This is a genomic window from Tabrizicola sp., assembly GCF_022842145.1.
Taxonomy (GTDB): Bacteria; Pseudomonadota; Alphaproteobacteria; order Rhodobacterales; family Rhodobacteraceae; genus Tabrizicola.
Window position 1 is genome coordinate 1 of record NZ_JALHQD010000003.1, and the last position, 23,324, is coordinate 23,324.

20 protein-coding genes are annotated in these 23,324 nt (G+C 64.9%); 12 read left to right on the forward strand and 8 right to left on the reverse strand.

Features of this window, described 5'->3' with window-relative positions; translation table 11 throughout:
- From mrdA to Q0C42_RS08195, 4 genes are all read right to left on the reverse strand, one after another.
- Positions 1-1,700 (reverse strand): penicillin-binding protein 2 (gene mrdA / locus Q0C42_RS08180; protein ID WP_295074342.1); only part of this gene is annotated, 1,700 nt, incomplete at its 3' end.
- Positions 1,697-2,236 carry a rod shape-determining protein MreD gene (locus Q0C42_RS08185; protein WP_295074343.1) on the reverse strand — a complete coding sequence of 180 codons (540 nt, stop codon included), beginning with the start codon at positions 2,234-2,236 and terminating at the stop codon, positions 1,697-1,699. The genes mrdA and Q0C42_RS08185, both read right to left, overlap by 4 nt.
- Complete coding sequence (mreC, locus tag Q0C42_RS08190) at positions 2,229-3,230, reverse strand: rod shape-determining protein MreC (protein WP_295074344.1); 1,002 nt, start codon at positions 3,228-3,230, stop codon at positions 2,229-2,231. Before mreC ends, Q0C42_RS08185 begins: the two co-directional genes overlap by 8 nt.
- A 33-nt stretch (positions 3,231-3,263) precedes the next feature.
- Positions 3,264-4,301: a rod shape-determining protein gene (locus Q0C42_RS08195; RefSeq protein WP_295074345.1), complete on the reverse strand. Its 1,038-nt coding sequence runs from the start codon at positions 4,299-4,301 to the stop codon at positions 3,264-3,266.
- A gap of 228 nt (positions 4,302-4,529) precedes the next feature.
- Between Q0C42_RS08195 and Q0C42_RS08200 the strand changes: the two genes are divergently transcribed.
- Both Q0C42_RS08200 and Q0C42_RS08205 read left to right on the forward strand, forming a co-directional pair.
- Entirely contained in the window at positions 4,530-5,291 is a 762-nt protein-coding gene (locus Q0C42_RS08200) for an SDR family NAD(P)-dependent oxidoreductase (RefSeq protein ID WP_295074346.1), read from the forward strand.
- Positions 5,288-6,031, forward strand: coding sequence for a hypothetical protein (locus tag Q0C42_RS08205; protein WP_295074347.1), 744 nt, complete (start codon positions 5,288-5,290; stop codon positions 6,029-6,031). The genes Q0C42_RS08200 and Q0C42_RS08205 overlap by 4 nt, the downstream gene beginning before the upstream one ends.
- Before the next feature lie 117 nt (positions 6,032-6,148).
- On the opposite strand, the gene Q0C42_RS08210 is transcribed toward Q0C42_RS08205, so the two are convergent.
- The gene (locus Q0C42_RS08210) at positions 6,149-7,726 is read right to left on the reverse strand and encodes a 2-isopropylmalate synthase (protein WP_295074348.1); all 1,578 of its coding nucleotides are present in this window, start codon (positions 7,724-7,726) and stop codon (positions 6,149-6,151) included.
- A 560-nt stretch (positions 7,727-8,286) separates the two neighbouring features.
- On the opposite strand from Q0C42_RS08210, the gene Q0C42_RS08215 reads away from it, so the two are divergent.
- From Q0C42_RS08215 to Q0C42_RS08230, 4 genes are all read left to right on the forward strand, one after another.
- Positions 8,287-9,339 carry a histidine kinase dimerization/phosphoacceptor domain -containing protein gene (locus tag Q0C42_RS08215; RefSeq protein WP_295074349.1) on the forward strand — a complete coding sequence of 351 codons (1,053 nt, stop codon included), beginning with the start codon at positions 8,287-8,289 and terminating at the stop codon, positions 9,337-9,339.
- A 69-nt stretch (positions 9,340-9,408) separates the two neighbouring features.
- On the forward strand, positions 9,409-9,777 hold the full coding sequence (locus Q0C42_RS08220) for a response regulator (protein WP_295074350.1): 369 nt from the start codon (positions 9,409-9,411) through the stop codon (positions 9,775-9,777).
- A gap of 375 nt (positions 9,778-10,152) precedes the next feature.
- Positions 10,153-10,929, forward strand: a complete 777-nt coding sequence (locus Q0C42_RS08225) for a Stf0 family sulfotransferase (RefSeq protein WP_295074351.1) — start codon at positions 10,153-10,155, stop codon at positions 10,927-10,929.
- A 24-nt stretch (positions 10,930-10,953) separates the two neighbouring features.
- Positions 10,954-11,871, forward strand: a complete 918-nt coding sequence (locus tag Q0C42_RS08230) for a glycosyltransferase family 2 protein (RefSeq protein WP_295074352.1) — start codon at positions 10,954-10,956, stop codon at positions 11,869-11,871.
- 15 nt (positions 11,872-11,886) lie between these two features.
- Here the strand turns inward: Q0C42_RS08230 and Q0C42_RS08235 are convergent, their stop codons facing one another.
- Complete coding sequence (locus Q0C42_RS08235) at positions 11,887-12,303, reverse strand: tellurite resistance TerB family protein (RefSeq protein ID WP_295074353.1); 417 nt, start codon at positions 12,301-12,303, stop codon at positions 11,887-11,889.
- 128 nt (positions 12,304-12,431) lie between these two features.
- On the opposite strand from Q0C42_RS08235, the gene Q0C42_RS08240 reads away from it, so the two are divergent.
- Both Q0C42_RS08240 and Q0C42_RS08245 read left to right on the forward strand, forming a co-directional pair.
- Positions 12,432-14,012, forward strand: coding sequence for a lysine--tRNA ligase (locus tag Q0C42_RS08240; protein ID WP_295074354.1), 1,581 nt, complete (start codon positions 12,432-12,434; stop codon positions 14,010-14,012).
- A gap of 12 nt (positions 14,013-14,024) precedes the next feature.
- Positions 14,025-14,615, forward strand: a complete 591-nt coding sequence (locus tag Q0C42_RS08245; protein ID WP_295074355.1) for a hypothetical protein — start codon at positions 14,025-14,027, stop codon at positions 14,613-14,615.
- A 165-nt stretch (positions 14,616-14,780) separates the two neighbouring features.
- Here Q0C42_RS08245 and Q0C42_RS08250 read toward each other — a convergent pair whose 3' ends face one another.
- The gene (locus Q0C42_RS08250) at positions 14,781-15,641 is read right to left on the reverse strand and encodes an alpha/beta fold hydrolase (RefSeq protein ID WP_295074356.1); all 861 of its coding nucleotides are present in this window, start codon (positions 15,639-15,641) and stop codon (positions 14,781-14,783) included.
- A gap of 138 nt (positions 15,642-15,779) precedes the next feature.
- On the opposite strand from Q0C42_RS08250, the gene Q0C42_RS08255 reads away from it, so the two are divergent.
- The gene (locus Q0C42_RS08255; RefSeq protein WP_295074357.1) at positions 15,780-16,181 is read left to right on the forward strand and encodes a DUF4864 domain-containing protein; all 402 of its coding nucleotides are present in this window, start codon (positions 15,780-15,782) and stop codon (positions 16,179-16,181) included.
- A gap of 324 nt (positions 16,182-16,505) precedes the next feature.
- On the forward strand, positions 16,506-18,794 hold the full coding sequence (locus tag Q0C42_RS08260) for a glycosyl hydrolase family 28-related protein (protein WP_295074358.1): 2,289 nt from the start codon (positions 16,506-16,508) through the stop codon (positions 18,792-18,794).
- A 54-nt stretch (positions 18,795-18,848) separates the two neighbouring features.
- Here Q0C42_RS08260 and Q0C42_RS08265 read toward each other — a convergent pair whose 3' ends face one another.
- Entirely contained in the window at positions 18,849-19,331 is a 483-nt protein-coding gene (locus Q0C42_RS08265; RefSeq protein ID WP_295074359.1) for a pyridoxamine 5-phosphate oxidase, read from the reverse strand.
- 96 nt (positions 19,332-19,427) lie between these two features.
- Here Q0C42_RS08265 and Q0C42_RS08270 point away from each other — a divergent pair, with 96 nt between their 5' ends.
- Complete coding sequence (locus Q0C42_RS08270; RefSeq protein ID WP_295074360.1) at positions 19,428-21,077, forward strand: SulP family inorganic anion transporter; 1,650 nt, start codon at positions 19,428-19,430, stop codon at positions 21,075-21,077.
- 287 nt (positions 21,078-21,364) lie between these two features.
- Positions 21,365-23,323, forward strand: a complete 1,959-nt coding sequence (gene acs, locus Q0C42_RS08275) for an acetate--CoA ligase (protein WP_295074361.1) — start codon at positions 21,365-21,367, stop codon at positions 23,321-23,323.
- Position 23,324 lies beyond the last annotated feature (1 nt).

Sequence of the window (23,324 nt, forward strand, 5' to 3'; positions counted from 1 at the left end):
AGCGCATGGTCGCGCCGGTTCCAGGGCAGGTCCTCGTTCGAGATCACCCCGGCCTCGCGCTCGGCCTTCGAGATGTTGCGGACCTGGCTGGTGCCGGTCTTGCCCGCCATGACCATCGTCGGATCGACGATGCGGCTGGACTTCGCCGTGCCGTGTTCGCCGTTCACCACCTCGTACATGCCCTTGCGCACGGCGGCGAGGTATTCGGGCGGGACCTCCAGCGGTAGTGCCTCCGGGGCGGGTAGTTCCTTGTCGCGGACCATGCGGACCAGACGCGGCGTCACGGCGCGACCGCTGGCGATGCGGGCGGTCATCACGGCCAGTTGCAGGGGCGAGCTCAGCACGTAGCCCTGCCCGATCGAGGCGTTGATCGTGTCACCGATCCGCCAGTCCTGCTTGTGGCGTTCCATCTTCCACTGCTTGTTCGGCATGATGCCGTCGGTGATCGCCGACATCGGCATGTCGTAACGCTGGCCCAGGCCAAGCCTGCGGCCCATGTCGGCGATCCTGTCGATGCCGACCTTCTGGGCGATGTCATAGTAATAGACGTCGCAGCTTTCCGACAGGCTGCGTTCCAGCCGGACCGTGCCGTGGCCCGCGCGTTTCCAGCAGTGGAAGCGGCGGCCGCCGAATTCGATGTAGCCGGGGCAGCTGACCTTGGTGTCGGCGTTGATGACCCCTGCCTCAAGAGCGGCGAGCGCGGTGACCATCTTGAAGGTGGACCCCGGCGGATAGGCGCCCGAGACGGTCTTGTTCGCCAGGGGCCGGTGGTCGTCCTCCATCAGGCCCTTGTAGTCGGTATGGCTGATACCGCGCACGAAGAGGTTCGGGTCGAAGGATGGGGCCGAGGCGCAGCACAGGACATCCCCGTTGGTCGTGTCGATCACCACGACGGCGGCGCTTTCCTCGCCCAGGCGCACCTGGGCAAAGTTCTGCAGGTCTGCGTCGATGGTCAGGCGAATGTCGGTGCCGGGGTCACCCTCCTGGCGTTCCAGTTCGCGCATGACGCGGCCGGCGGAGTTCACCTCGATCCGCTTGGTCCCGGCGTCGCCGCGCAGGGTGTCCTCCATCCACTTCTCGACACCGATCTTGCCGATCTGGAATTTCGGGATCTTCAGCAGGGGATCGGGGGCGTCCAGTTCTGCCAGGTCCTTGTCGCTGACCGGGCCGACGTAGCCGACGACATGGGCGAAATCGAAATCCAGGGGATAGCGGCGGGACTGGCCGACCTCGGGAACGACACCGGGCAAGGCGGGGGCGTTGACGGCAACCTTGGAGAAATCGTCCCAGCTCAGCCGTTCGGCCACGGTCACGGGGACGAAGGCCGACAGCGCGTCCACCTCTTCGATGGTGGCGCGCATCTCTTCGGCGGTCATCGGAATGATGCTGGCAAGACGCCGCATGACAAGATCGACGTCGCCCGCCGCCTCGCGCGTGATGACCACGCGGTAGTTCTGTTCGTTGCCCGCGATGATCTTGCCGTTGCGGTCCTGGATCAGGCCGCGGACCGGGGGGATCAGGCGGATGTTGATGCGGTTTTCCTCGGCGAGAAGCTTGAACTCGTCGGCCTGATCGACCTGAAGATAGCGCATCCGCACGCCCAGGACGGCGACCATCGCCGCCATCGCGCCGCCCAGCATCAGGGTACGGCGGTTGAGGGTGCGGTTGCTTTCCTCAGTGTCGCGGGCCGTGCGTCTCACAACCGTCTCCCGAAATTGTCCACTTCGCCGGTCGCGGGCTTCCGGAGGTCAAGCGCCAGCCGCGACAGGCCCACGACCACCGGGTAGACCGCGATCGACCACAGCACCTGCACGATGGCAAAGCCGAACGGGGCCTGCGGCACGAAGGCAATGCCCAGGGCCAGCCGGTACAGCAGCATCATGCCGAGCATGGCGCCCGAGACCAAGAGCCATTCCACCACGAAACTTAACTCCCGCGTGAGCGCGATGCGCCCGCGCAGGATTTCGGTCGCCAGGATCACCACGGCGGTCCAGAGGCCGGGGGGGCGCATCAGGATCAGGTCCTCGGCCAGGATGATGATCAGGATCAGCGGCATCGGCAGGAAATCGGGCCGCCGCACGATCCAGGCCATGATCACGCAGATCAGAAGATCGGGGCCGGGCAGCGCGCCGGGCGCATTGCCCAACGGCAGAAGCCGGATGAACAGCAGGACCAGCGCGATGGCCACGAAGAGCGCACGGAAGACCCACTGTTCCTGACGCCAGAAATCACCCATCGACGGCCTCCGGCGCGGGGCCTTCTGCGGCACCGGAACCGGCTTCCTCGACGTTGCCGCCCTCGGTCTCGACTGGCGGGGCACCCGCCGCGGCCTCGGCGGCCCCGGCCGAGGTGTCGGGCAGGGGCGCTGTGGCGGGCGGGGCGATCAGGCTGCCGGGATCGGTGATCGGTTCCAGGTTGTGGCTGCGCAGCACGCGCAGGAACTCCAGCCGCTGGTAATCCGCCGCCAGAACCACCCGCAGGCGCTTGTCGGTGCTAAGCGCCACCTGGCCGACCAGAAGACCGGCTGGAAAGACCTCGCCCTCGCCCGAGGTCACGACGCGGTCGCCGGGGCGGACCTCGTCGGTGTCCTCGATGAACTCCAGCGGCGGCAGGGGCGAGTTGTCGCCCGAGAGAAGCGCCTTCTGCCCCGAGGGCTGGATGGTGACGGGAATGCGGCTGTTGCTGTCGGTGACCAGGATCACCCGCGCGGTGCGTTCGCCCACGCCCGAGATGCGGCCCACAAGGCCGATCCCGTCCATCGTCGCCCAGCCGTCGCGGATGCCGTCGCGGGCGCCGACGTTCAGCAGGACCGACTGGCGGAAGGGGCTGCCGCTGTCGGCCATCACGACCCCGGTGACATGGGTCAGCTTGGGGTCAAGGCGCACATTGTTCAGGTCCAGGAGGCGGGCGTTCTTCTGTTCAAGCTGAAGCGCCGCCTCTTTCCAGGCCTTCATCTGCTGCAACTCGCGCTTCAGCTCCTGGTTCTGTTCGTAGATCCGGGTGTAGGACTGGAAATCGTCGACCATGCCCGCGACCATCGTGATCGGTCGCATCGCCCAGTCGAAGTTCGGCACCACCGCATCGATGATCGCGGCGCGGAAGCGTTCCACGCGCGGGGAATCGATCCGCCAGATCAGAAAGATCGCCAGCAGGAACAGCACCGCGATCCAGACCAGCAGACGGCGCAGCGGGCGCGAGTATTCCTCGGGGGCGGTGCGGTTCTTGGCCACGTGTCAAGCTTCCTTCGCCGCAGGGGCGCGCGCTCAGGTATCGTAGTCGATCACATGCCGAAGCTGCTTCTCGTATTCCAGCGCCTTGCCGGTGCCGAGGGCAACACAATTCAGTGACTCGTTGGCGACAGAGATCGACAGCCCGGTCTGTTCGCGCAAGGACAGGTCCAGCTCGCCCAGAAGCGCACCGCCCCCGGTCAGCATGACGCCCCGGTCGACGATGTCGGCGGCCAGGTCCGGCGGAGTGGCCTCCAGCGCCTGCATCACCGCGTCGCAGATCTGCTGCACGGGTTCGGCCAGCGCTTCCGCGACCTGGGCCTGGTTGATCTCGGTTTCCTTCGGGACGCCGTTCAGAAGGTCGCGGCCGCGGATGGTCATCGAGGAGCCGCGCCCGTCGTCCGGCATCCGCGCGGTGCCGATCGAGGTCTTGATGCGTTCGGCGGTGCTTTCGCCGATCAGAAGGTTCTGGTGGCGGCGCAGGTAGTTCACGATGGCTTCGTCCATCCGGTCGCCGCCGACGCGGACCGAGCGGGCATAGACGATGTCGCCCAGCGACAGGACGGCGACTTCGGTGGTGCCGCCGCCGATGTCGACGACCATGTTTCCGGTGGGTTCGGTGATCGGCATCCCCGCGCCGATGGCCGCCGCGATGGGTTCGGCGATCAGGCCCGCCCGCTTGGCGCCTGCAGAAAGCACCGACTGACGGATCGCCCGCTTTTCAACGGGGGTCGCGCCGTGCGGCACACAGACGATGATCTTGGGCTTACTGATCGTGGACCGCTTGTGCACCTTGCGGATGAAATGCTTGATCATCTCTTCCGCCGCTTCGAAGTCGGCGATCACCCCGTCGCGCATCGGACGGATCGCCGAGATGGTACCGGGGGTCCGGCCCAGCATCAGCTTCGCATCTTCACCCACCGCGAGGACCTGCTTCTTGCCGTCCTTGATGTGATAGGCCACCACCGAGGGTTCGTTCAGCACGATCCCCTTGCCACGGATGTAGACCAGCGTGTTCGCGGTCCCGAGGTCGATAGCCATGTCCGACGAAAACAGGCTTGGGAAGAAAGCCATGTGCAGTCCTTCAGGTAATAGATACGGCCCCGACTCGGGGGCACCGACGGGGCGCCTTCTTATAGTGGCATGGCGAGCAGAAGCGAAAGCCCCGCTGGAGGTACTCCGCGCACTTCCGCGTGCTTGAGGTAATGCGACTTAAATGGCAGAGGATCAGGCTGGATTTTCCGTCTTCCTTGCACTTTTACGATATGAGACCGTCAAGGCACCCAGGGACAGGATCAGGCAATGACAGGGACTGGACGCGTGGCGCTGGTGACGGGGGCGGGATCGCCCGGGGGAATCGGCTTTGCCACCGCGCGGGCGCTGGTGGCGGCGGGCGCGCGGGTTGCGATCAGCGCGACCTCGACGCGCATCCACGACCGCGCGGCGGAGTTGGGTTGCCTGGCGCATATCGCCGACCTGACCGACGCGGTGCAGGTGGCGGGCCTTGTGGCCGCGGTCGAGGCAACCCTGGGGCCGGTGGAAATCCTGGTGAACAATGCCGGCATGGTGCAGACCGGCAAGACGGTCAGCGACGGACGACTGGCCGAGATTGACGATGCCGCCTGGGCGCATCATCTGGCTTTGAACCTGAACACCACCTTCCACTGCTGCCGCTCTGTCCTGCCTGGAATGGCCGCGCGCGGGTTCGGCCGGATCGTCAACATCGCCTCGGTCACCGGACCCCTGGTCACTTTCGCGGGGGCGGCGGGCTATTCCACCGCCAAGGCCGCCGTGGCCGGCCTGACCCGGTCCATCGCGCTGGAATATGGGGTGCAGGGTGTCACCTGCAACGCGGTCCTGCCCGGCTGGATCGCCACCGAAAGCCAGACCGAGGAGGAAGCGCGGGCAGGTCTTGCAACCCCCTTGCGGCGGTCCGGCACGCCCGACGAAGTGGCGGCTTGTGCCGCCTTCCTTGCGTCGGATATGGCCTCATACGTCACGGGCGCGATGCTGGTGGTCGATGGCGGCAACGTGCTGCAGGACATGAAGGGCCAAGACCTATGACCGATTTCCTGCCTGGTGTTCCCGGCGATGCGGTGCTTGCCGCCCTTGGCCGCTCACCCGGCAACGAACTGGCCTCGGGCAAGTTTGACAGCCCGGAATCCTCCGCCGCGCTGGTGGCCAATGCCTTCGGCTGGTTTCTCGACCGGCCCAGGTCCATGCTTCCCCTTCCCGGCGTGCCGATGGGTCTGCCGGAGGCCCTGGAGATCGAGGCCGAGTTGCGCTTTCCCTGGAGCGGCGGACGCCACCCCTGGCTGGATGCGGCGATCACCACGCCCACCACGCTGGTCGGGATCGAAAGCAGACGCTACGAGCCGTTCCGGCCCGGCAAGGCCAACAGCTTTTCCGAAGCTTTCGACAGCCGGGACTGGGGCGCTGGCATGAGGCGGTATACGGCGATGCGGCAGGCCTTGGCGACGGGGCGGCAAAGCTACCGCTGCCTGGACGCCGTGCAATTGGTCAAGCACGCCTATGCGTTGCGGACCCAAAGCCTGAAGCGGGGCCTTGGCGCGGTGCTGGTCTATCTGCACGCGGCGCCTGCCACCTGGGCCAACGGCAAGCCGGTGTCCCGCGACGCCATCGCCCGGCATCAGGCCGAGATCGCCGATTTCGCCCGGGCGGTGAAAGGCGATAACGTCAGCTTTATCGCATTGCGCTGGGCCGACCTCCTGGCCGACTGGGCGAAGATCCCTGCGGTGGCCGCCCATGCTGCGGCGATCAGCGCAAGGTTCGGCCCGCTTTAGGCCAGATGCAAGGAGTTTGGCGCGGGCTAAGGTCAAGACCCGTGAACGCCCGCAGCCAAGTCATTGACTTCATAGGGATGGCCCCAGCCGCCACGCATGGCGCCGGGGGCCGGTTCCTCATTCGCCGTGGTAAGAGACGGTCTTCACATCCTCGCCCGGCGCGGTCTTCTGCCGCCGGATGATCAGCCGGTTCAGCGCGTTGATATAGGCCTTCGTCGAGGCCACGATCGTGTCGGTATCCGCCGACGAGCCGGTCACGATGCGCCCGTCCTCCTCCAGCCGGACCGAGACCGTCGCCTGCGCGTCGGTCCCCTCGGTCACCGCATGGACTTGATAGACCTGCAGCCGCGCCTTGTGGGGGAAGAGCATCTTCACACACATGAACGCCGCATCGACCGGCCCGTCGCCCGTGGCGTCGATGTGGTGGTCGACCCCGTCGATGGTCAGGATCATGTCGGCCTCTTGCGGGCCCTCGGTGCCGCAGACGACGCGCAGCTTCTTCAATTGCAGGTATTCGTAGGCGTCGTTGGTCTGCTCGTCGCTGACGAGGGCGATCAGGTCGTCGTCGTAGACTTCCTTCTTGCGGTCGGCCAGCGCCTTAAAGCGGACGAAGACGTCGTTCAACTGGTTGTCGGCGAGGTCGAAGCCCAGGTCCTTCAGCTTGGACCGCAGCGCCGCGCGGCCCGAGTGCTTGCCCATCGTCAGGTTCTTCTGGGTCAGCCCGATATCCTCGGGGCGCATGATCTCGAAGGTCTGGACGTTCTTCAGGACGCCGTCCTGATGGATGCCGGATTCATGCAGGAAGGCGTTCTTGCCGACGATGGCCTTGTTGAACTGGACCGGGAAGCCCGAAACCTGAGAGACGCGGCGGCTGAGGTTCATGATCTTGGTGGTGTCGATGCTGGTCTGGAACGGCAGGATGTCGTTGCGGACCCGCATGGCCATCACGACCTCTTCCAGCGCGGTGTTGCCCGCCCGCTCACCCAGACCGTTGATCGTGCATTCGATCTGCCGGGCACCGGCTTCAACGGCCGCCAGGGCGTTGGCGGTCGCCATGCCGAGGTCGTTGTGGCAGTGGGTGGCGAAGATGATCGTGTCGGCGCCGGGGACGCGCTCCAGAAGCATGCAAATGATCTTCGCCGATTCCATCGGGTAAGTGTAGCCGACGGTGTCGGGGATGTTGATCGTCGTCGCCCCCGCCTTGATCGCGATTTCCACCACGCGGCAGAGGTAGTCGTGCTCGGTCCGGGTCGCGTCCATCGGGGACCACTGGACGTTGTCACAGAGGTTTCTGGCGTGGGTCACCGTGTCGTGGATCCGCTCGGCCATCTGATCCATGTCGAGGTTCGGAATCGCCCGGTGGAGAGGCGAGGTGCCGATGAAGGTGTGGATGCGGGGGGATTTGGCGTGCTTCACTGCCTCCCAGCAGCGGTCGATGTCCTTGAAGTTCGCGCGGGCGAGGCCGCAGATGGTGCTGTTCTTGGCCCGGCGGGAGATTTCGGAGACGGCGGCGAAGTCGCCTTCGGAGGCGATGGGGAAGCCGGCCTCGATGATGTCGACCCCCATCTCGTCCAGGAGGGAAGCGATCTCCAGCTTTTCCTCGTGGGTCATGGTCGCGCCGGGGGACTGCTCTCCGTCGCGCAGGGTGGTGTCGAAGATGACGACTTTGGCTTGTTTGGCTGGATCGGGGGTCATTGGTCTGGTCCTTGTCTTAGCTGAGCGTGGGGGGCGCTGGTCACCTCTGAGCGGTCGCGCCCGGGGGCACGCTCAGAGGCGGCTAAGAAGCAGGAGACCAAGGGGCATCGTCGGGCGGAGCGCCCGGACGGTGGGGGAGATGTGGTGAGCCCTGATCATGGGGGGCGACTATACGGGGGAAATCCGGGAAGGGAAGGGGTTTTGTTGCGGGCGGGGGCCGGGAGGGGACCGCTAGGGACATCCGGTGCGTCCACAGCGGGAAAATCGGTAAGCCGTGGAGTTTACTGGAAAGATTGTGGACAGTCAGGTTTGTCATCGGGTCCGGGTGTAGCCACTATGCAGGATAAAGCTTCGCTGGCTCGTGATGACGAGAACAGATGGAACGCTTGACGAGAAACCGCGTTGGACAAAAGGGACCGTCCTCGACCTGACCGCGATTAGAATAGTTCTCTGCCGTGGTCATGTGCTACCAGTAAGGTTGACAGCTATCGGCCTGGGTTTTCGCGCGCGCAGTCCATTCGGAACCATGCGTGTACAACAGAGCATCAGGAGGAAGCGTCTTGCCACATACACTTCTCGAGCCCGCCGAGGCTGCGAGCACCTTGGCTGTGGTTGTTGCCTCCAACGAGCCGCTGCTTTTTCTGACCGAAGATCTGGTCGTCATCGCGGCAAGCAGTTCGTTCTGTCGGGCATTCGCCGTCGACCCGAAAACGGTCTTCGGACGTCATCTCAAGGATCTGGGACATGGCGAATGGAAGATGCCGAAACTTGTCTCCTTGCTGAAGACGACGGCCTCTGGAAGCGCTGAGGTCGAAGCTTACGAAATCGATCTTGTCAGACCGGACCAAGAGACGCGCAATCTGGTGATGCATGCCAAGGTTCTTGCCGATGGGCAGGACGGACCAGTGCGGCTTTTGCTGGCCATAACGGACGTTACGGTCGCGCGCGCCGAAGCGCGACACAAGGACGACCTGATCCGCGAAAAGGCAATCCTGGTGAAGGAGATCCAGCACCGGGTGGCAAACAGCCTGCAGATCATCGCCAGCGTGCTGATGCAGAGTGCCCGCCGCGTCCAGTCCGAAGAAGCGCGGGGCTACCTGCAAAGCGCGCATCACCGCGTGATGTCGATCGCAGCCGTGCAACGGCAGCTGTCCGGATCGGACGGCGACACCGTCGTGATGCGCGACTATCTGGTCCAGCTTGGGGAAAGCCTGAGTGCGTCCATGATCCCCGATCCGGAATGCCTGCGCCTGACCGTGACGGTGGATGACAGCGTCGTCCCGGCGGCGTTGTCGGTCAGCATGGGGCTGATCGTGACCGAACTGGTCATCAACGCGCTGAAGCATGCTTTCCCCGAAAAGCGGCAGGGCTTGATCGCCGTGGACTACCGGTCGGAGGGGACCGAGTGGACCCTCTCGGTGATCGACGACGGCGTCGGGATGGACACGGGCGAGAATGCTCCGAAGGCCGGGCTGGGGACGGGGATCGTCGAGGCTCTGACCCGCAACCTTGATGCCGGGATCGTGGTAAGCGATGCAGAGCCTGGTACTGCCGTCGTGATCAGTCATCGCGGGGCGAAGACGCAGAAGGAAGATCTTCCGCCCGCCGCCTAGGAACAACACCCTCGCAGCGCAGTTGAGTAGCATGGCCGCCCCGAGTGCCGCCGAAATAAGGTAAGAGTCATGAAGAACGACAGGGCGGTCGTGCTGGTGGTCGAGGACGACCCGCTGATCCGGATGGGAGCGGTCGATCTGGTTATGGCGGCCGGCTACGAGGCGCTGGAAGCGAGGGACGCCGACGCGGCGATCGCGATCCTGGAGATGCGGACAGACATCGATCTGGTCTTCACCGACGTGCAGATGCCGGGCACGATGGACGGGATCAAGCTGGCCCACTACATCCGCGAGCGCTGGCCTCCGGTGCGGATCATGGTCGCCTCGGGGGCCGCGATCCTGGCGGAGAGCGAACTGCCGATGGGGAGCCTGTTCTTCTCGAAACCCTACAATGACACCGCGATCACCGACACGATGGCCCGAATGCTGGCCAGCTGAGGCGCTGGTAGGGGCCGCAAGGGACTCCGTCGGGGTGCCCGCGCGTGGCGCGAATCGCAAATAGTTGATTTTATTGATGGATGCGGTGGGCGTTAGGGGTTTGTTAAGGGGTTGATGAGCGGAGTGCTCGTCCCGTCAAAGCCGGTACTCTTGCCGATGTCGATGAGGGGCGTGGAGGCGCCGAACGGGGCCTGCAAGGGACTCCGGTGTGTCCACGGTGGACGGTACGGGTTTTGCAAGCATGAGGGATAACAAGGGTATGCATAGATAATGCAACTATCCATTGCCCGGATGTTCAGAGGAAGACCTCGGGGATATCAACGCCGGTGTTCATGCGGGATTGCGTGTCCAACACCGATGTAGGAAGACAATCAAGTGGCAAGGGCGAAAGGCTCTCTGATATTGACGGAGGGAAGATCGGGGTCGAACTGGCTTATCTCTCTGACCAATGGAACTGGCTTTCTTGGCAACAGCGGTGAATGGTTTTCCAGCTGGTTCTTGCGGAACCCGATGCCGAAAAATCAGGAAGAACTGATAGAAAGAGTGTTGGCGAAGGCATCCACCAGTAATGGATACTTCTGCGTAAAAATCTTTCCGGCGCATGTTCACTTCGTCCAGATCAAGTTCGGCTTCGATCTGATCAAGTATTTCATGGACGAACATGACACCAATCTGGTTCGCCTGACCAGACGAGATCGCATTCGCCAAGCAATTTCGTACGCGCGGGGAATCCAGACAAACCAGTGGACTAAAAGCAATCCTAAAAGGGCAGAGGCAGAGTATGACTTTGACTTGATCTGCCGCTGCTATTTTCTTCTTTCACGGTCGGATGCCTACTGGAACGCCTATCTTGAACTGCGGCAACTTGAGCCTGACTGCTTCGTTTACGAAGATCTACTCGGAACGCCGGAAAAATTTGTTAACTGCATTTCCGATCACTGCGGACGTGCCGTCAGCAGTCTTCCGGAAAGCAAACATTCGATCCAGAGAGATGCGCGCACAGAGGAATGGCTGGCGCGGTTCGTCGAAGATGTCGGTCAAAGGGGAATAGTCGAGCCGTCGACGCCGACCAGGCATCCCCCAGGGACTGCTTCAAATCTGGTCCGGCTGTTCCGAGGCAAAGCACTAAAGCCCTATCCCTACACATTCTGAGGCGCTTTCCGGCGGTATATCCTGATGATCTGCTCCATAATAATCCCGACTAAGGACCGGCCAAAAAGCTTGCTCGCCGCGGTCAAGTCCGCACTGAATGCGTTGCCAGATGGCGGGGAAATCGTCGTCGTAGATGATGCGGGGTCAATCCCGGCCGTCGAGGCGCTTTCCGGTTTTATGAGCGAAAAGATCAAGGTCCTGAACAATCCCGGACCGCATGGTCCCTCACAAGCACGCAATTTCGGCATCTCGCAGTCCGGTGGGGAAGTCCTGTTCTTCCTTGATGATGATGACGAATTGATGCCGGACTATTGCAAGAGGGTACTGAATAGCGCGCGTCCGGCGCAATGCGCATACGGCCATTGTGCGCCTCTTCATATGGAACTTGACGGCCAGCCCACCTATCACGGAAGAAAACAGGCAACGGGCATCTATGGAGATGGGTCGGAATTGCATTTGCGGCTTGCCGGTATGGGAATGGGCTTCTGGATTCGCCGGGACGCCTTTATCCAGTCTGGTGGAATTGATGCCAGAATTCGGGTGAACGAAGATACGGAATTCTGTATCCGGTTGGCGTCGATGGGTCTTGAGTCCTACTACGACCGGGAGCCGGGTGTATTGCTGAGACACGACCCGACGAGAGCCGAGGGTGATAAAGCAAGCATCACTAAATCTGCGAATGCCTTGGAACGCGCACGGGGATTCGAGTATATTCTGTCGAAGCACTCAGAGTTCCTGATTGCTCATCCAAAGTTTAGGCGTCTTTTCCTGAGTCGCGTGGTGAAATACCGCAGCAGGGCCATGGCAATGGACGGTTTCGACGAGTTTTCCCGAACGGTGCGACCAGTTAGCGACAGACTGCTCATGTCATCGCTTGGACGTGCCTTCATTGCCTGCTCCATCTCTGTTCGAAGCCGCAGACAGATCGCAATCCAGGAATAGCGCACCAACTGGGGCTCACACCACCATATGCCGCACCCGCGCGCCCCACTCGATGGCCGCGGCGTGGAGGCGGTCGATCTTCAGCTCCTCCCGGACCTCCTCCAGCATGCGGAGCTCGACCTGGGAGTGGCGACCGTCCGCAGTGACCACGTCGCAGGCCAGGGCGTAGGCGGTCTCGTACAGACGCTCGGGCAGGGCCCCGCGGATCAGGCCGAAGAGGGCGTCGAGGCCGTCTTCCTCCTCGAACAGATCGAACACGATGCGGCTGACGCGGCGGATGCGGTCGGGGTCGTAGGTGGCGAAGGCGGGCATGTGGTTGACCATGCGGGTGATCGCCACCAGCTCGGCCGTTCGCATGTTCTGATCGGAGGCGGAGGTGGCGACCATGACGGCCACAAGGGCATCCTGGGGGGACATGGCGGATTCTGGCATGGTCGGCTCCTGGCTCAAGCGGTTGGCGGCAGATTATTGACGGGGGGGACGGGGGGCAATAGAGGACGGCTTCTACACAAGTTTGAGGCCTGCGACATGGGGTCTGCGGGCGGATCTGGAGATATGCGATGAGTGCCCTGCGGGATGCGGCGATGAATTCGAAGGCCTGGCCCTTTGAAGAGGCCCGCGCGGTGCTGAAACGCTATGGTGGCAAGGACCCGGCGAAGGGCTATGTCCTGTTCGAGACGGGCTACGGGCCGTCGGGCTTGCCGCATATCGGGACGTTCGGCGAAGTGGCGCGGACGACGATGATCCGGCGGGCGTTCGAGATCATCTCGGACATCCCGACGCGGCTGATCTGTTTTTCCGACGACGTGGACGGAATGCGGAAGGTGCCGGAGAACGTCCCGAACCAGGAGATGCTGCGGCAGTACATGCAGATGCCGCTGACCTCGGTTCCGGACCCCTATGGCGAGTTCGAGAGCTTTGGCCACCACAACAACGCGATGCTGCGGCGGTTTCTGGACACGTTTGGCTTCGAGTACGAGTTCATCTCGGCCACGGAGTTCTACAAGAGCGGGCGGTTTGACGACACGCTGCGGCTGTGTGCCGAGCGGTATGACGCGATCATGGCGATCATGCTGGCCAGTCTGCGCGAGGAGCGGCAGCAGACCTACAGCTGCTTCCTGCCGATCCACCCTGAGTCGGGCCGCGTCATGTATGTGCCGATGAAGCATGTCGATGCGGCGCGGGGCGAGATCACGTTTGACGACGAGACCGGGCGGGAGTGGACGGTGCCGGTCACGGGTGGCCATGTGAAGCTGCAGTGGAAGCCGGATTTCGGCGCGCGCTGGGCGGCGCTGGATGTGGACTTCGAGATGTACGGGAAGGACCACAGCACGAATACTCCGATCTACGACGGGATCTGCGAGGTGTTGGGGGGGCGGAAGCCGAACCACATGACTTATGAGCTGTTTCTGGATGACCAGGGGCAGAAGATTTCGAAGTCGAAGGGCAACGGCCTGACGATCGACGAGTGGCTGACCTATGCGGCCACCGAGAGCCTGTCCTACTTCATGTACCAAAAGCCGAAGACGGCGAAGCGGATGCATTTCGACGTGATCCCGCGGGCGGTGGATGAGTATCACCAGCAGTTGCGCGCCTATCCGACGCAGGATGTGGCGGGCCAGGTGAACAATCCGGTCTGGCATATCCATGGGGGCAAGCCTCCGGAGAGCCGGATGGTGGTCAGCTTTGGCATGCTGTTGAACCTGGCGAGCGTGTCGGGGGCGAAGGATGCGGGGGCGCTGTGGAAGTTCCTGAAGCGGTATGCCGCGGACGCTTCGCCCGAGACGCATCCGGATCTGGATGCGGCGGCGGGCTATGCGGTGCGGTATTTTGCCGACAAGATTGCTCCGACGCGGCAGTTCCGGTTGCCGGACGACCGGGAGCGGGCGGCGATGGAGGATCTGGTTGGTCGCCTGAAGGTCTGGGACGGGGCGACGGACGACGAGGCTTTGCAGTCGATGGTCTTTGCCGTGGGCAAGGACCACGGGTTCGAACCGCTGCGCGACTGGTTCAAGGCGCTGTACGAGGTGCTTCTGGGGGCGTCGGATGGGCCGCGTTTTGGCGGGTTCATTGCCTTGTATGGCGTGGACGAGACGGTGGTGCTGATGGAGCGGGCGCTGAAGGGCGAACTGGTCGCCTGAACGGAGGACCGGATGGGGCGCGAGGCGGAAGGGCATGCGGTCTGGCGCGGCCAGTCGGGTGCCGTGAAGGCCTATCTGGAGAGCGGTGGGATTACCCTGCGCGGCGAGGTGCGGGGTAGCTTGCCGCGGGCCGGGCTGACGGGGTGGCGGGTCGAGGGCGAGGACCTTTGCCTGCACTCCGATGGCGAGCCGCTGGTGCTGACGCTGGGAGCGACGGAGGCGGCGGCCTGGGTCAAGGCGCTGGAAAAGCCGGTGCCGTCGCTGGCGGCAAAGCTGGAGGTTTCAGCGACGGCGCGGGCCTGGGTGATCGGGGGGCCGCCACCTGAGGAGATCGCGGTGGCTGTGTCAGGGGCGACCGCGCCGGGATCGCAGGGTGCCGCGATGATCGTGGCTGTGCTAACGGGGCCGGGCGACTTGGAGGCGGCGCTGGCGGCCGGGCAGGCCAGCGGGCTGCGGGTCTGGTGCGTGCATGGCAAGGGCAAGGGTGCCGCCGTCGGCGATGCGGCGGTGCGGGCGGCCTTTCGCGGGGCGGGCTGGATGGACATCAAGACGAGCGCGGTGTCGGAAGGGTTCACGGCCACTCTGTATCGCCCGCCGGTCTAGCGGGCGGCTCGTCGGGGACTGCGTCCCTTCTCGCGTTCGGTAAGTCACGGCGGCGGCTCGTCATGCGCCTTCGTCTTTTCCTCGCGGCGGTGGCTCGTCGTTCGACTTCGTCTTCTCCTCGCGGGGGTGCTCCGACGAGGAGACGAAGTCGAACGAGGAGGCGTCCTACTGGAGGTGCGGCTTCAGGAAGGCCACCGTTTCGCCCACCATCTGGTCAAGCGTTTCCGGCCCGGTAAAGGCGTTGAAGACGTGGTCCATATCAGCGATCCACTTCGACTCTTCGCCCTCATGCGCGGCGAGGAAGGTGTCGACGGCGGCGGGCAGGACCGTGGTGTCCTTGGTGCCATGCGCGATGAACAGGGGACCGGCATAGGAGGCAAGTTCAGCCGGGGGGTCGAAGGTGGTGACGCCCTCGAAGAAGCCGCGCTTCAGCTCGACCACGGCACCCCAGGGCAGGGTGACGGGCAGGGCCGCGTCGCCCGCTTCGAGGCCCTTGGCAAGGGTCTCGGCCCCGACGATGCCGCCAAAGCTTTCCTCGGGGTTGGCCACGGCGGCCCAAAGGACCAGCGCGTCGGGCTTGTCGGACCGGCCCGCGACGGCGGTGGCGACAAGGCCGCCCTGGCTCCACCCGATGACGGCAAGACGCTGGCCGTCGACGGCGGCGTTGGCCTCCAGCCAGTCGATGGCGGCCAGTCCGTCGGCGACCTGGCCTTCGAAGGTGGTGTCGGCAAAGGCACCGGGGCTTTCGCCCGAGCCGCGGAAGTCGATCCGCAAGGAGGCGATGCCCTGTTCGGCCAGGAGGCGCGCGGTGCGGGAGAAGACGCCCTCGTCGGTCGTGGCGACGGGGAGTTCGTCGCGGACGCCGGTGAAGCCGTGGAAGAGGAGGACCACGGGCGCGGGGTCGCCGGCCGGGATTTCCAGGGTGCCGATCACCGGGCCAAGCGGCGTGTCGATAGTCACGGCTTCTTCGGACTGGGCGAAGGCAGGGGCGGCGAGCAAAGCAAGGCAGGCGGTCAGAACGCGCATCGAACTCTCCTTGGCTGGGTGCGGACAGGGAAGCGCGGCGGCGGCGGTTTCGTCAAGCGCCATCGCGGTTGCGGTTGACTTCGGGGCAGATGGCCTAGGTCGGTGGGAATGGGGATGTTCGACCGGGAGCGATTGCCGATGCGCAATGGTATCTATGCCGCCTTCTTTGCCACTGTTCTGGCCTTGCCTGCCGCCGCTCAGGAGGCGCCGATCCAGGACACGATCCGCAGCCAGATCGACGCCTTCCAGGCCGACGATTTTGGCCGCGCCTTCACCTTTGCCAGCCCCACGATCAAGGGGATGTTCGGCACGCCCGAGAATTTCGGCGCGATGGTGAAGCAGGGCTATCCGATGGTCTACCGTCCGGCAGAGGTCCAGATGATGGACCTGCGCGAAGTGGCGGGGAACCTGTGGCAGCGGGTTCGGATCACCGATCAGGCCGGGGCGGGCTGGTTTCTGGACTACATGATGGTCGAGACCGCCGAGGGCTGGCAGATCAATGCGGTGCAGATCCTGCCGGCGCCTGACGTCGGGGCCTGAGGCGGGCTGCCCGCTTTCCGGTCTGGTCCTTCCCGTGACGCCGGGGGGTGACGGTGCGTCCGCAAAGATCGCTTTTACATCTGAGTTTGCCGCCACCCCCTGACCCTGACCCCCTCGCCTGCGGGTGGGGGAACGCGTTTCGTCGGCCTCATCCGATGGCCGGGAGTGCACTTGTGTTGCGCAAAATGCCCGTCCGGCGCGCGGCACCCTGAGCCGCGGTTAAGGCTTCCTTGCTACCCCCTTGGCCCCATGACGGCGCGTTGTCCGGGGGGTCCTGGTGCATCGCGCGTGGCAGTGGCGCGAAGCGAGGCAAGGGAAACGAAGATGAACAAGGCTATCACTGACGGGCTGGTCCTGATGCCGCCGCCGTTCTCGGCAGGGCTCAATCTCTGGTCGCGCGAGGACGGGACGCCCGGTTCGGGCTCGTACCAGGGCCAGCCCAATGCGGCGCTGGTGACAAGCGACCAGGACTTCGGCGGCTGCCTGGAATTGCAGAAGACCGAGGCCACGCAGAAGCTGCGGTCCTTCGCGCAGACGCCAATCCAGCCGGGGCTGTACCTGCGGGTGACGGCGCGGGTGAAGGCGGTGGCGGGGAACCTGCCTTCCGTCCGGATCGCGGCCTGGGCGGGGGATGTCAGCGGGGTGAACGTGGTGGGCCTGCCGCAGACCGGGGCCTCGGTCGCGCTGACGGCTTACGGGCAGGTGGTGACGGTCAGCGCGATCATCTCGCCGGCCAGCCGCACGGGGGTGACGCTGCCCTGGTCGCTGCAGTCGGTCTACGCCCATGTCGGCCTGGACCTGACCGGCGCGAACGGGGGCGTGGTGCGGATCGACGACATCGAGGTCGAGGATGTCACCAACATCTTCATCCGCAAGCTGATGGACTGGGTCGATGTGCGCGACTATGGCGCCTTGGGGGACGGGACAACGAATGACGCGCCGGCCTTCCTTGCCGCCGATGCGGGGGCGCAGGGGCGCGAGATCCTGGTGCCGTCGGGGGTGTTCCGGCTGAACAGCGATGTCACGATCAACAGCCGCATCCGGTTCGAGGGGACGGTGTCGATGCCGTCGAACCGGCGGCTGGTGCTGACGCGGAACTATGACCTCAACACCTATGGCCAGGCCTTCGGGACCGAGTTGGAGGGGTTCCGCCGGGCGCTGCAGGCGCTGTTCTTCTTTACCGACTATGTCACGCTGGACCTGTCGGGTCGCCGGGTCGAGATCACCTCGCCCATCGACGTGGCGGCGCTGTCGGGCCTGACCAGCTTTACCGGGCGCCGGGGTGTCCGGAACGGCTCGCTCGTCGCCATCCCCGGGCCGGCCTGGACGACCGAGGAGTTCACGTCGATCGCCACCTATTCGACCGCCAACAACCTGACGCTGACCAACGTCGCTAACGTGGCGAACATCCCGGTCGGCGCGCTGGTGGTCGGGACGGGGGTGGGGCGCGAGGTCTATGTCTCGGGCAAGAACGTCAGCGCGGGGACCCTGTCGCTGAGCCAGCCGCTTTACGCGGCGGCGGGCACGCGGAGCTATACCTTCCGGCGGTTCAAGTACATGCTGGACCTGTCGGGCTTTCAGCTGATGTCGCGGTTCGAGCTGGAGGACCTGGAGTTCAACAACAACGGCACGGGATCGGCGGTGATGCTGCCGATGACGGGCAACACGCAGCGGTTTCTGTCCTGCACCTTCAACCGGCCGCAGGACCGGGGGATCACCTCTCCGGGCGAGGGCTGCCAGGGCATGTTCGTCGACATGTGCCAGTTCCTGTCGAACGAGCAAAGCGTGGCGGCGGTCGACCGCACCTCGATCTGCCTGAACATCAACGCCAACGACGTGAAGCTGCGCAACAACCGGATCGTGCGATTTGCGCATTTCGCGATCATCCACGGCTCGGCCCACCTGATCCATGCCAACCACTTCTTCCAGGGCGACAACACCGCGGCCGGTCTGCGGCGGGCGGGGCTGGTCTTCACGCAGACCAACGTGTCGACCGTGGTGACGGGGAACTACATCGACAACTGCTTCATCGAATGGGGCAACGAGCATGACAGTGAGCCGCAGGAGAATGGCGAGTTCTCGTTCGGCGGGCTGAACATCGTCGGCAACGTGTTCATCTCGTCCGATACCTCGGCCGCGTTCCGCTGGATCGTGGTCAAGCCCTACGGGCCGGGACATTTCCTGTCGGGCTTCTCGATCGTGTCGAACAGCTTCCGCAGCATCAGCGCCATCGTCGACCGGGTGGACATGGTGGACACCAGTTTCGCCTCGCTGGACTTCGCGCGGTCGCGCAACGTGCGGGTCGAGGGGAACAGCTTCAACAACGTGACCCAGTGGATCATCAACCCGGTGCAGGTGACGCATACCCAGAACACCGCCGCCGAGACCTGGAACGTCAGCGCGGGTGGCTTCGTGCCGTTCGGCGCGCGGATCCGGATGGTCGAGGCTGTGTCACCGGAGGGTATGATCACCAACGGGGCGGGGGCCGCGCGCTATGTCTTCCCGTATTCGGTGCCGGGGACGGGTGCGGGCGGCAACGAAGCGCAAGTGCGCTGGGGCGAAGCGGTGCGGGGCAAGGCGCTGGTCACCATGCGGATGGACGTTCCGGCCTGATTGGCGGGATGGCGGTGACGAGGCGGGCGGTCCTTCGGGGCCGCCCGCTTTCATTCACAGATCTTCGGGTGCCACGTGGAAGGCGCGCGCGAAGCCACCGTTCAGCAGGGCCGAGACGGGTGTCAGGCGCACGAACGCGAAGTCGGGCAGGTCGATGTAGAGCGTCGCCTTGGGGTTCCGCTCCAACCAGCGGGCGCGGAGGTTGGGGCGGTCCGGGTCGTCGGGTGCGACGAAGCTTGCGCGGGCGCGGACCATCAGGCGCGGGTGGGTGAGGGGATCGCCCTTGTCGCCAACCTCGCCCAGCATGAGGGCGCAGTCGGGCCGGTCGCGCAGAGCGCGGAAATGGGGGGCGAGGCCGGAGACAAGGGTCAGCATCCCCGCCTGCGGGTCGCGGGCAAAGGCGATGCGGCTGATCCCGGGGGTGCCGGTGTCCGGGTCCTCCCAGGCCAGGGCGGCGTGGCCCAGCGACAGAAGCTGACGGACGAGGGCGAGAGCGTCCTCGGTGGCGGGCTGGACGGGGTCGGGGCGGGTGGTCATGGAAGCTGTTGACAGTCCAAGGGCAGAGGAATCTTCTGGCGGCACCCGGGGCACGAGGACCAGCAACGACTGGCGAGCTCCGGCTAGGGCACCATCATGACCGACACCGCACGGGGCCACAATGGCCCGTCCGAGTTCCTGCCGAAGCTTCTGACCGTCTGGCGCGAGGGTTATGGGCTGGCCCATCTGCGCGCGGATGCACTGGCCGGGCTGACGGTGGCCATCGTGGCGCTGCCCTTGTCGATGGCCATCGCGATTGCCAGCGGCGTGGGGCCGGAACGGGGGCTTTACACGGCAATCGTGGGCGGGTTCCTGGTCAGCGCGCTGGGCGGGTCGCGCTATCAGGTTGGCGGCCCCGCGGGGGCGTTCATCGTGCTGGTCGCGGCCTGCGTGACGGCGACGGGGGTGCAGGGGCTGATCCTGGCGACGATTTTGTCGGGTCTGATCCTGATCGCGGCGGGGTTGCTGCGCCTGGGCACCTATATCCGCTACATCCCCTATCCGGTCACTGTGGGTTTCACCGCCGGGATCGCCGTCATCATCTTCGCCAGCCAGCTGCGCGAGATGTTCGGTCTGACCCTGCCCGGGACGGAACCCGGCGAGATCATCGAGAAGGTCCGCGCCCTGTGGGAGGCGCGGGGGACGGTGACCTGGGCCGCCGTGGTTGTGGCGGCACTGACGGCGGCGGTGATCCTGGGGCTGCGCCGGGTCAGGCCGCACTGGCCCGGGATGCTGATCGCGGTGGCGCTGGCTGCGGTCGTGGTGGCGGTCCTGACCTTGCCCGTGGCGACCATCGGCTCGCAGTTCGGAGCCTTGCCGCAGATGCTGCCCATGCCTGCGATGCCGGACCTCACGCTGTGGCAGCAGGCGCTGCCCTGGGCGGCGAGCTTTGCGCTTCTGGGGGCGATTGAGTCGCTCCTCTCCGCCGTGGTGGCCGACGGGATGTCGGGCGCGCGGCACCGGTCGAACGCCGAGCTGGTGGCGCAGGGGGTGGCGAACATCGGCTCGGGCTTGTTCGGCGGGTTCTGCGTGACGGGGACAATCGCGCGGACGGCGACCAACGTGCGGGCGGGAAGCAAGGGGCCGGTGTCGGGGATGCTGCATTCCCTGTTCCTCTTGGCCTTCCTGATGATCGCCGCACCGCTGGCCGCCTATATCCCGCTGGCGGCCCTTGCCGGAGTGCTGGCCGTCGTCGCCTGGGGCATGGCCGAACGGCACGAGTTCGCGGCGCTTCTGCGGTCCAGCCGGGGCGATGCGCTGGTGGTCCTGGCGACCTTCCTGCTGGTCGTCTTCCGCGACCTGACCGAAGGGATCGTTGTGGGCTTCGCGCTGGCGGGTCTGGTCTTCATCAAGCGCATGTCGGAAACCGCCGGGATGCGACCGCGCGCCGAGCAACTGGAGACGCCGCGGGCGGACCGCGTGGTCTATCACCTGGAGGGCCCGTATTTCTTCGGCGCCGCCGCGCAGCTTGGCGGCGTTCTTGACCAGATCGCCGAGGCGCCGCGCGCGCTGGTGCTGGAGATGTCGGGCGTGCCGTTGATCGACAGTTCGGGCGCGCGGGGGATGCACAGCCTGGCCGCCCGCGCGCGGCGGCGGGGTGGACGGCTTTACCTCGTCGGATTGAAGCCGGAGTTGCGCCGCCAGCTGGAAGCGCAGGGCTTGCGCGTGCCGGAAGTGCAGTACGCCGCCAGCCTGGCCGAGGTCGATGCCGCGCTGGACGCGCAACTGGACGGCGAATCACGTTGAACCCGGGCGTCACCGGACCGGTTCCGCTCACTTCACCAGAAATGCGTCCATCTTCACGGGGCCGTGAGCGGTAACGGGCCAGCGAAAGCAAGCACTTGGGCGACACAATTTTCACACATTTACTAAAATTACCGATCATCAGTTAATTAGTTTACAGAATTATCGATGAAAAATAGGGGGTTACGAAATTCTTTACGAAGTGGTAATCTTGGCGTGGGGAAGGCCTTCCTGACCTGTCCCACGTTGTTCCGGGGTGTTGGCCCACACCCCTCTCGGGAGGAGAGAAAATGACCGAAGCCGCCAAATCCATCTATCCGCCGTCGAACGACTTCGTGGCGAAAGCCCATGTCGACGCGAAGGCGTATGAGGCGCGCTATGCGGCCTCGGTCCAGGACCCGGAGGCGTTCTGGGGCGCCGAAGGATTGCGCCTGGACTGGATCAAGCCCTACACCCGCGTCAAGAACACCTCGTTCCAGCCGGGCAACGTGTCGATCAAGTGGTTCGAGGACGGGCATCTGAACGTCAGCGCCAACTGCATCGACCGCCACATGCTGACCCGCGCCGACCAGACCGCGATCATCTGGGAAGCCGATGATCCGAAGACTCCGTCCAAGCACATCACCTACCGCGAGCTTCTGGAGCAGACCTGCCGTCTGGCCAACGTGTTGAAGGCGCATGGCGTGACCAAGGGCGACCGGGTTGTCCTTTACATGCCGATGATCCCCGAGGCGGCTTACGCGATGCTGGCCTGCACCCGGATCGGGGCGGTGCACTCCATCGTCTTCGGGGGCTTCTCGCCGGACGCGCTGGCGAACCGGATCAACGATTGCGACGCCAAGCTGGTGATCACCGCCGACTGGGCGCCGCGGGCGGGCAAGAAGACCGGGTTGAAGGACAATACGGACAAGGCGCTGCTGCACTGTTCCGACAGGGTGCGCGTGCTTGTGGCCAAGCGCACCGGCGACCAGACGTCCTGGGTCGAGGGCCGGGACTTCGACCTGAACGCCGAGATGGCGGCGGCGAAGCCCTATTGCCCTTACGTCGAGGTCGGAGCGGAAGACCCGATGTTCATCCTGTACACCTCTGGCTCGACCGGCAAGCCGAAGGGCGTGGTGCATACCACCGGCGGATACCTCGTTTACGCCTCGATGACGCAGCAGATCACCTTCGACTACCATGACGGCGATGTGTTCTGGTGTACGGCGGACGTGGGTTGGGTCACGGGGCACAGCTACATCGTCTATGGGCCGCTCTCCAATGGCGCGACGACGCTGATGTTCGAAGGCGTGCCCAACTTCCCCGACGCGGGGCGGTTCTGGGAGGTTTGCGCCAAGCACAAGGTCAGCCAGTTCTACACCGCGCCGACGGCGATCCGGTCGCTGATGGGGCTGGGGACCGAGTGGGTCGAAAAGCACGACCTGTCGTCGCTGAAGCTGCTGGGGTCCGTGGGCGAGCCGATCAACCCGGAAGCCTGGGCCTGGTACAACACCCATGTCGGCAAGGGGAAGCTGCCGATCGTCGACACCTTCTGGCAGACCGAGACCGGGGGCCACATGCTGACGCCGCTGCCGGGTGCGATCCCGACCAAGCCGGGCTCGGCCACGGTGCCGTTCTTCGGAGTGCAGCCGGTGGTGCTGGATGCGGCCTCGGGGGCGATCCAGTCGGAAACCGAGACCGAGGGCGTCCTTTGCTTTGCCGACAGCTGGCCGGGACAGATGCGGACGCTCTGGGGTGACCACGCCCGCTTCGAAGAGGCCTACTTCAGCCAGTACAAGGGCTATTACTTCACCGGGGACGGCTGCCGCCGCGATGCGGATGGCTATTACTGGATCACGGGCCGCGTCGACGATGTGATCAACGTCTCGGGTCACCGGATGGGGACGGCGGAAGTCGAATCTGCGCTGGTGGCGCATGAGGCGGTGGCCGAGGCGGCCGTGGTGGGCTATCCGCACGACATCAAGGGGCAGGGCATCTATGCCTATGTGACCCTGATGAAGGGCGTCGAGCCGACCGAGGATCTGCGCAAGAAGCTGGAAGCCTGGGTGCGGAACGAGATCGGGCCGATTGCCAAGCCGGACCTGATCCAGTGGGCGCCGGGCCTGCCGAAGACCCGTTCGGGCAAGATCATGCGCCGCATCCTGCGCAAGATCGCCGAGAACGACTTTGGGGCGCTGGGTGACACCTCGACGCTGGCCGATCCGGCGGTGGTCGACGACCTGATCGCCAACCGCATGAACAAGGGCTGAC